Annotated in this window: 1 protein-coding gene and 1 pseudogene; both read left to right on the forward strand. The window is 63.6% G+C overall.

Annotated features, from left to right (window positions below):
- On the forward strand, nt 1-6,497 hold a 6,497-nt coding region (locus tag BFP90_RS03830; protein ID WP_141688916.1), incomplete at its 5' end, for a non-ribosomal peptide synthetase.
- Between the two features lie 104 nt (nt 6,498-6,601).
- Nucleotides 6,602-7,197: pseudogene (locus BFP90_RS28050) on the forward strand (transposase); the annotation flags it as partial.

Consider the following 7,197-nt stretch of genomic DNA (forward strand, 5'->3'; position numbering starts at 1 on the left):
TGCCGGAATACACCTATGAACAGATGCACCGCCACAACGTGACCATGGCGGTGTTCCCACCGGTGTACCTGCAGCAACTGGCCGAACACGCCGAGCGCGACGGCAATCCTCCAGCCGTTCGGGTGTACTGCTTCGGCGGTGACGCCGTGGCCCAGGCCAGCTATGACCTGGCCTGGCGCGCGCTGAAGCCGACCTACCTGTTCAACGGCTACGGCCCCACCGAAACCGTGGTCACGCCGCTGCTGTGGAAGGCGCGCAAGGGCGACCCATGCGGCGCCGTCTACGCGCCCATCGGCACCTTGCTCGGCAACCGCAGCGGCTACGTGCTGGACGCGCAGCTCAACCTGCAACCCATCGGCGTGGCCGGTGAGTTGTACCTGGGCGGCGAGGGCGTGGCCCGGGGTTACCTGGAGCGTCCGGCGTTGACCGCCGAACGCTTTGTGCCGGACCCGTTCGGCAAGCCCGGCAGCCGCGTGTATCGCAGCGGCGACCTGACCCGTGGGCGTCCGGACGGCGTGGTGGACTACCTGGGGCGTGTCGACCATCAGGTCAAGATCCGTGGTTTCCGTATCGAACTGGGTGAAATCGAAGCGCGCCTGCGCGAACAGGACAGCGTCGGCGAAACCGTGGTGGTGGCCCAGGAAGGTCCGACCGGCAAGCAGTTGGTGGCCTACGTGGTGCCGCTTGATCCGGCCCTGCTCGACGATGCCGTCGCCCAGGCCAACGGCCGCGAAACCCTGCGTCGCGCCTTGAAAACCCGTTTGCCGGACTACATGGTGCCTACCCACCTGATGTTCCTCGAACGCATGCCGCTGACCCCCAACGGCAAGCTCGACCGCAAGGGCCTGCCGCTGCCGGATGTAAGCCTGATGCAGCAGGTGTATGTAGCGCCCCAGAGCGAACTGGAGCGCAAGATCGCCGCGATCTGGTGCGACGTGCTGCGCCTGCCGCAAGTGGGCTTGCATGACAACTTCTTTGAGCTGGGCGGCGACTCGATCATGTCGATCCAGGTGGTCAGCCGGGCGCGTCAGGTCGGCGTGCGCTTTTCGCCCAAGGACCTGTTCCAGCACCAGACCGTGCAGAGCCTGGCGGCAGTCGCCCGGGAAGGCGAGGGCGCAGTGCTGCTGGATCAGTCGGCACTGAGCGGCGAGCTGCTGCTGTTGCCGGTGCAGCAGGCGTTTTTTGCCGATGACATCCCCCAGCGTCACCACTGGAACCAATCGGTGGTGCTGCAACCGCACCAGCCCTTGCAGGTGCCGCTGCTGGTGGCCGCGCTTGAGGCGCTGATCGTGCACCACGATGCCTTGCGCAGCACATTTGTGCAGGGGCCGGCGGGCTGGAGTGCGGCGTACCGTGGGCCGCACCTGCACCAGGCCGACCAGGTGCTGTGGCAGACCACCTTGAATACAGTCGAGGAACTTGACGCCCTGGGCGAAGAAGCCCAGCGCAGCCTCGACCTGGAGGCGGGGCCCTTGTTGCGTGCGGTGCTGGCGCAACTGGCCGACGGGTCCCAGCGATTGTTGCTGGTCATCCATCACCTGGTGGTTGACGGCGTGTCTTGGCGCATCCTGCTCGAAGATTTGCAAAGCACCTATCAGCAACTGGCCCAGGGCGCCGCCGTGCAACTGCCGGCCAAGACCAGCGCCACCCGCGCCTGGGCTGAACGCCTGCAGACGTATGCGCGCAGTGAGGCACTGCAACACGAACTGGTCTGGTGGCAGGCGCAACTGCACGGCAGTCCGTCCGGCTTGCCGGGCGCCGACCCGCAGGCCAGCCTGAGCAACCACCTGGCGCTGAGTGTGAGTACGCAGCTGGACCCGGTCTACACCCGTCGCTTGCTGCAGGACGCGCCGAGTGCCTATCGCACCCAGATCAACGACCTGTTGCTGACCGCCCTGGCCCGTGTGATCACGCGCTGGACCGGTGATGAGTCGATGTTGATCAGGCTCGAAGGCCACGGCCGCGAAGACCTGTTCGACGAGATCGACCTGACCCGCACCGTCGGATGGTTCACCAGCCTTTACCCGTTGAAATTGCTGCCGGCCACCACCCTGGCCAGCTCCCTCAAACAGATCAAGGAACAACTGCGCGCCGTCCCCGACAAGGGCCTGGGCTTTGGCGCCCTGCGTTACCTGGGCGATGCCGAGGCCCGGCAGGCCTTGGCCGCGTTGCCACGCCCGCGCATCACGTTCAACTACCTGGGACAGTTCGACGTCAGCTTCGACAGCGCCGAGCGGCCAGGGCTGTTTACGCCTTCCGGCGACGCCAGCGGTGCCGAGCAAAGCCCGGAGGCGCCGTTGGGTAACTGGCTGGAAATCAACGGCCAGGTGTATGGCGGCGAGTTGAGGCTCAATTGGAGTTTCAGCCAGGCGATGTTCGCGCAAGCGACTGTCCAGCAACTGGCCGATGAATACGCACGGGAACTCAAGGCCCTGATCGACCACTGCTGCGAGCCGGCCAACCGGGGCGTGACGCCGTCCGACTTCCCCCTGGCGAACCTGACCCAGCAGCAGCTCGATGACCTGGCGCTGAACGCCGCCGAGGTCGAAGACCTGTACCCGCTGTCACCGATGCAGCAGGGCATGCTGTTCCAGTCGCTGTACGGCGAAGGCTCGGGTGACTACATCAACCAGATGCGCATCGACGTGCACGGCCTGGATGTACCGCGCTTCCACCAAGCGTGGCAGGCGGCGGTCGAGCGTCATGAGATCCTGCGCAGCGGTTTTGTCTGGCAGGCCGAGCTGGAGCAGCCCTTGCAGGTGGTCTACAAGCAGGTTCGCCTGCCGTTTGTCGAGCTGGACTGGCAAGCGCGCGACGATGCTGCCTTATCCCTCGACAGCCTGGCCGAGTCGGCGCGGGCCCAGGGCTTTGTGCTGGAACAGGCGCCGCTGTTGAGCCTGACGGTAGTGCGCACCGGTGGGTCGAGCTATCACTTGATCTACACCAATCACCATATCCTGATGGACGGCTGGAGCGGTTCGCAGTTGTTTGGCGAAGTCCTGCAACACTATGCAGGTGAACCATTGCCGGTGCCGACCGGGCGTTATCGCGATTACATTGCCTGGCTGCACGCCCAGGACAAGGCACTCAGCCAGGCGTTCTGGAAAGACCAGTTGATCAACTTGCAGGAACCTACGCGCCTGGCGCGTGGCGCACAGGTGCAGGACGACACGGCCCTGGCGATTAACGGTGAGCATCGCCTGAGTCTTGACGCGCCGCAGACCGAGCGTCTCAAAGCGTTCGTCCAGCGCAACAAAGTCACCCTCAACACCTTGGTGCAAAGCGCCTGGCTGTTGCTGCTGCAGCACCACACCGGGCACGCCACCGTGGCGTTCGGCGCTACAGTGGCAGGGCGTCCGGCGCAATTGCGCGGGATTGAACAGCAGGTCGGCCTGTTCATCAACACCTTGCCGGTGGTGGCGACCCCGGATGCACAGATGTCGGTCAGTCAGTGGCTGCAGCAGGTCCAGCAGCAGAACCTGAGCTTGCGTGAGCAGGAACACACACCGTTGTTCGAGATCCAGCGCTGGGCCGGGCTGGGTGGCGAAGCGCTGTTCGACAGTATCCTGGTCTTCGAAAACTACCCGGTGTCCGAGGCCCTGGAGCAGGGCGCGCCGTCGGGGCTGCGCTTTGGCGCGGTGCAAAGCCTGGAGCAGACCCACTACCCATTGACGGTCCTGCTGGCGATAGGCGACAGCCTGGGCGTGGAGTTCAACTACGACCGCAAGGCCTTCAGCGCAGCGCACATCCAGCGCCTGGCCGAGCACTTCCAGCAATTACTCATGGCATTGGCAGACGATGCTTCCCAACCCCTGGGCGCATTGCCAACCCTGGCCGCCGCCGAGCGCGCAACGCTGGTGCAGACATGGAACGCCACTGCGGTGGAATATCCTCTGGATCAAGCGGTGCATCAGTTGATCGAGGCGCAAGTGCATCGCACGCCGCAGGCCCCGGCGCTGCTGTTTGCCGGGCACACCTTGAGCTACGCCGAATTGAACGCCCGGGCCAACCGCCTGGCCCATCGCCTGATCGCTGCCGGCGTCGGCCCGGACGTACTGGTGGGGCTGGCGCTGGAGCGCTCGATCGAAATGGTCGTGGGCCTGTTGGCGGTGCTCAAGGCGGGCGGTGCCTACGTGCCGCTGGACCCGGAATACCCGCGTGAGCGACTGGCCTACATGCTGCAGGACAGCGCTGTGCAACTGCTGTTGACCCAGGCCCATCTGCAGGCGCAACTGCCGGTGCCAGCCGGCGTGCAATGCCTGGTGCTGGAAAGCGGCGACGCCTCGCCGGACGCCTTCAGCGTCCACAACCCGAACGTCGCCGTGCACGGCGAAAACCTCGCCTATGTGATCTACACCTCCGGCTCCACCGGCCAGCCCAAGGGCGCCGGCAACCGCCATCGTGCACTGACCAACCGGCTGTGCTGGATGCAGCAGGCGTATGGCCTCGAGGCCCGTGACAGCGTGCTGCAGAAAACGCCGTTCAGCTTTGACGTGTCGGTGTGGGAGTTCTTCTGGCCATTGATGACCGGCGCACGCCTGGTGGTGGCCGCACCGGGCGACCATCGTGACCCGGCGCGGCTGGTCAGCCTGATCAACGCGCACCAGATCACCACGCTGCATTTCGTGCCGTCCATGCTGCAAGCCTTCCTGCAAGACGCAGAGGTGGCCTCGTGCCACAGCCTGCAACGCATTGTCTGCAGTGGCGAAGCGCTGCCCGCCGACGCCCAGCAGCAGGTCTTCGCCAAGCTACCCGGCGCTGGGTTGTACAATTTGTATGGCCCCACCGAAGCGGCAATCGACGTGACCCACTGGACCTGCGTCGAAGAGGGCCGCGACGCCGTGCCGATCGGCCGGCCAATCGCCAATCTTTCGTGCTATGTGCTGGACGCCAACCTGGAACCGGCGCCGGTCGGTGTGTTGGGTGAGTTGTATCTGGGTGGGGTCGGGCTGGCGCGGGGTTATCACCGTCGTCCCGCGCTGACCGCCGAGCGTTTTGTCACCGATCCGTTCGGCAGCGGCACGCGCCTGTATCGCACCGGCGACCTGGCACGTTATCGCGACGATGGCGTGCTTGAGTACGCCGGGCGCATCGACCATCAGGTCAAACTGCGCGGGCTGCGCATCGAGCTGGGTGAGATCGAAGCGCGCCTGCTGGAACACAGCAGCATCCGTGAAGCGGCAGTGCTCGCGGTCGACGGCACCCACCTGGTGGGTTACCTGGTGCTGCAACAGCCGCAGGACGATTGGAAAGCCGCGTTGGTTGCGCACCTGGCCGCGCAGTTGCCGGACTATATGGTGCCGGCGCAGTGGGTGGTATTGGCGCAGATGCCGCTGAGCCCGAACGGCAAGCTGGATCGCAGGGCATTACCCAAGCCAGAGGCCCACGGCACCGGGCAGTACCAGGCACCCCGCAGCGAAATAGAGCAGCAGGTCGCGGCGATCTGGAGCGAGGTGCTGGACGTGGAACGCGTGGGGCTGCACGACAATTTCTTCGAACTGGGTGGCCATTCGTTGCGGGTACTGATGCTCAAGGAGCGCATCCGCAAGGCCAGCGGCGTGAATTTGTCGGTCAGCCAGTTGATGCTCAATCCAACTGTGGCCGGGCAGGTCAGCTGCTTGCAGGGCGATAACCGAACGTCGTTGATCGTCAGGCTCAACCAGCAGACCGAAGGCACGCCGTTGTTCCTGTTCCACCCAAGCTTTGGCTCGGTGCATTGCTACACCGCGATTGCCCTGGCACTGCGCGAGCAGCGCCCGGTATTCGGGGTGATGTGCCGAGCATTGGCCGAGGAGGGCGCTGCGGTGCCGCACTGGCAAGTGATGGTCGAGGATTACACCACACAATTGCTGATGGCCCAGCCCCACGGGGCGTTCCGCCTGGCAGGTTGGTCGTTGGGCGGCAACCTGGCGATGGAAGTGGCGCACGGCCTGGAACAGGCGGGGCGTGAGGTGGAGTTTGTGGGGTGGATCGACGCCGCGCCGCCGCAGTGGGTCAAGCCTTACTGGGATGCGGTAGACGTGGGGGAAGATCGTGAGGTTTCGGCCAACGAGCGCCGCGCGGCGTTACTGGGCGTGATGTTCCCTGAGTTCGCCGAGGCGATACAGCGTGCCTGGGAGCAGTGCCAGCGCGATGCCGAGGATGAAATGGGTCAATGGCAAGGGTTCGTGAGCTGGGCTGAGCAGGCCTTGGGCGAAACCTTTACCGCCATCAAGGAGCAATTGCTGCACGGCAACGAAGCGCAGATTGCCTGGGACGTCGACCGCGCGTTGAGCGAACGCATGGTCGCGTCGGACTTCAAGCCGATCAAGGCGCCAGTCAGTTGCTGGTGGGCGTCCATGAGCCGGGCAGGGCGCTTCAGGGAATTGATTGAACAGCAGATGGCGACAGTGATCAGCCAGGGACGCATCGAGCGTTCGGTGATGATCGAGACTGACCATGACGGCATTATCGACAGCGCCGCGTTCATCCGCAGCCTGGCGCAGGCGATGGGGTAACCCGTATCCAATGTGGGAGGGGGCTTGCCCCCGATTACGGTTGAGCTGGTCTAATAGTCCCGGACACCTCAATAGGTGAAACTACACCTATTGAGGAGTATTCCATGACCAAGAAGTACAGAAAATTCGACGCCGCTTTCAAGCTAAGAGTCTGCAAGATGATTGTTGACCAAGGCCTGAGCGTGAACTCCGTTTGTACCGATTTAGACTTGAGTGATACTGCCGTGCGCCGCTGGGTCCAGCAGTACCAAGCCGAGCAGTTAGGTGGTACAGGGATTGGTAAACCGTTAACCAGCGAGCAACAGCGTATTCGTCAGCTTGAGCAGCAGATCCGCGAGCTGAAGACTGACAACGATATATTAAAAAAAGCTACGGCCTTCTTTGCCCGCGAATTGAAGTGATCCACCAATTGGTTCACCAAATGCAATGCAAGGCCTACCCGGTAATACGTATCTGCCGGGTTTTGCGGATCAGCCGTTCGGGGTTCTATGAAGCTCGTCAGCGGTCTTTTAAGCCAAAAGCTGTCTGTCCGGTTGCAGCTCAGGTCAAAGCTACGTTCATGACCAATGAGCACTGTTATGGCAGTCGTCGGGTGATGAAAGCACTGCGTAGCGATGGCGTATCCATTGGGCGGCACAAGGTCCGTCGGCTGATGAAACAACAGGATTTACGCCCGATCTGGAAGCGCAAGTTCGTTCAT

This window comes from Pseudomonas sp. 24 E 13 (assembly GCF_900004715.1).
Classification (GTDB): Bacteria; Pseudomonadota; Gammaproteobacteria; order Pseudomonadales; family Pseudomonadaceae; genus Aquipseudomonas; species Aquipseudomonas orientalis_A.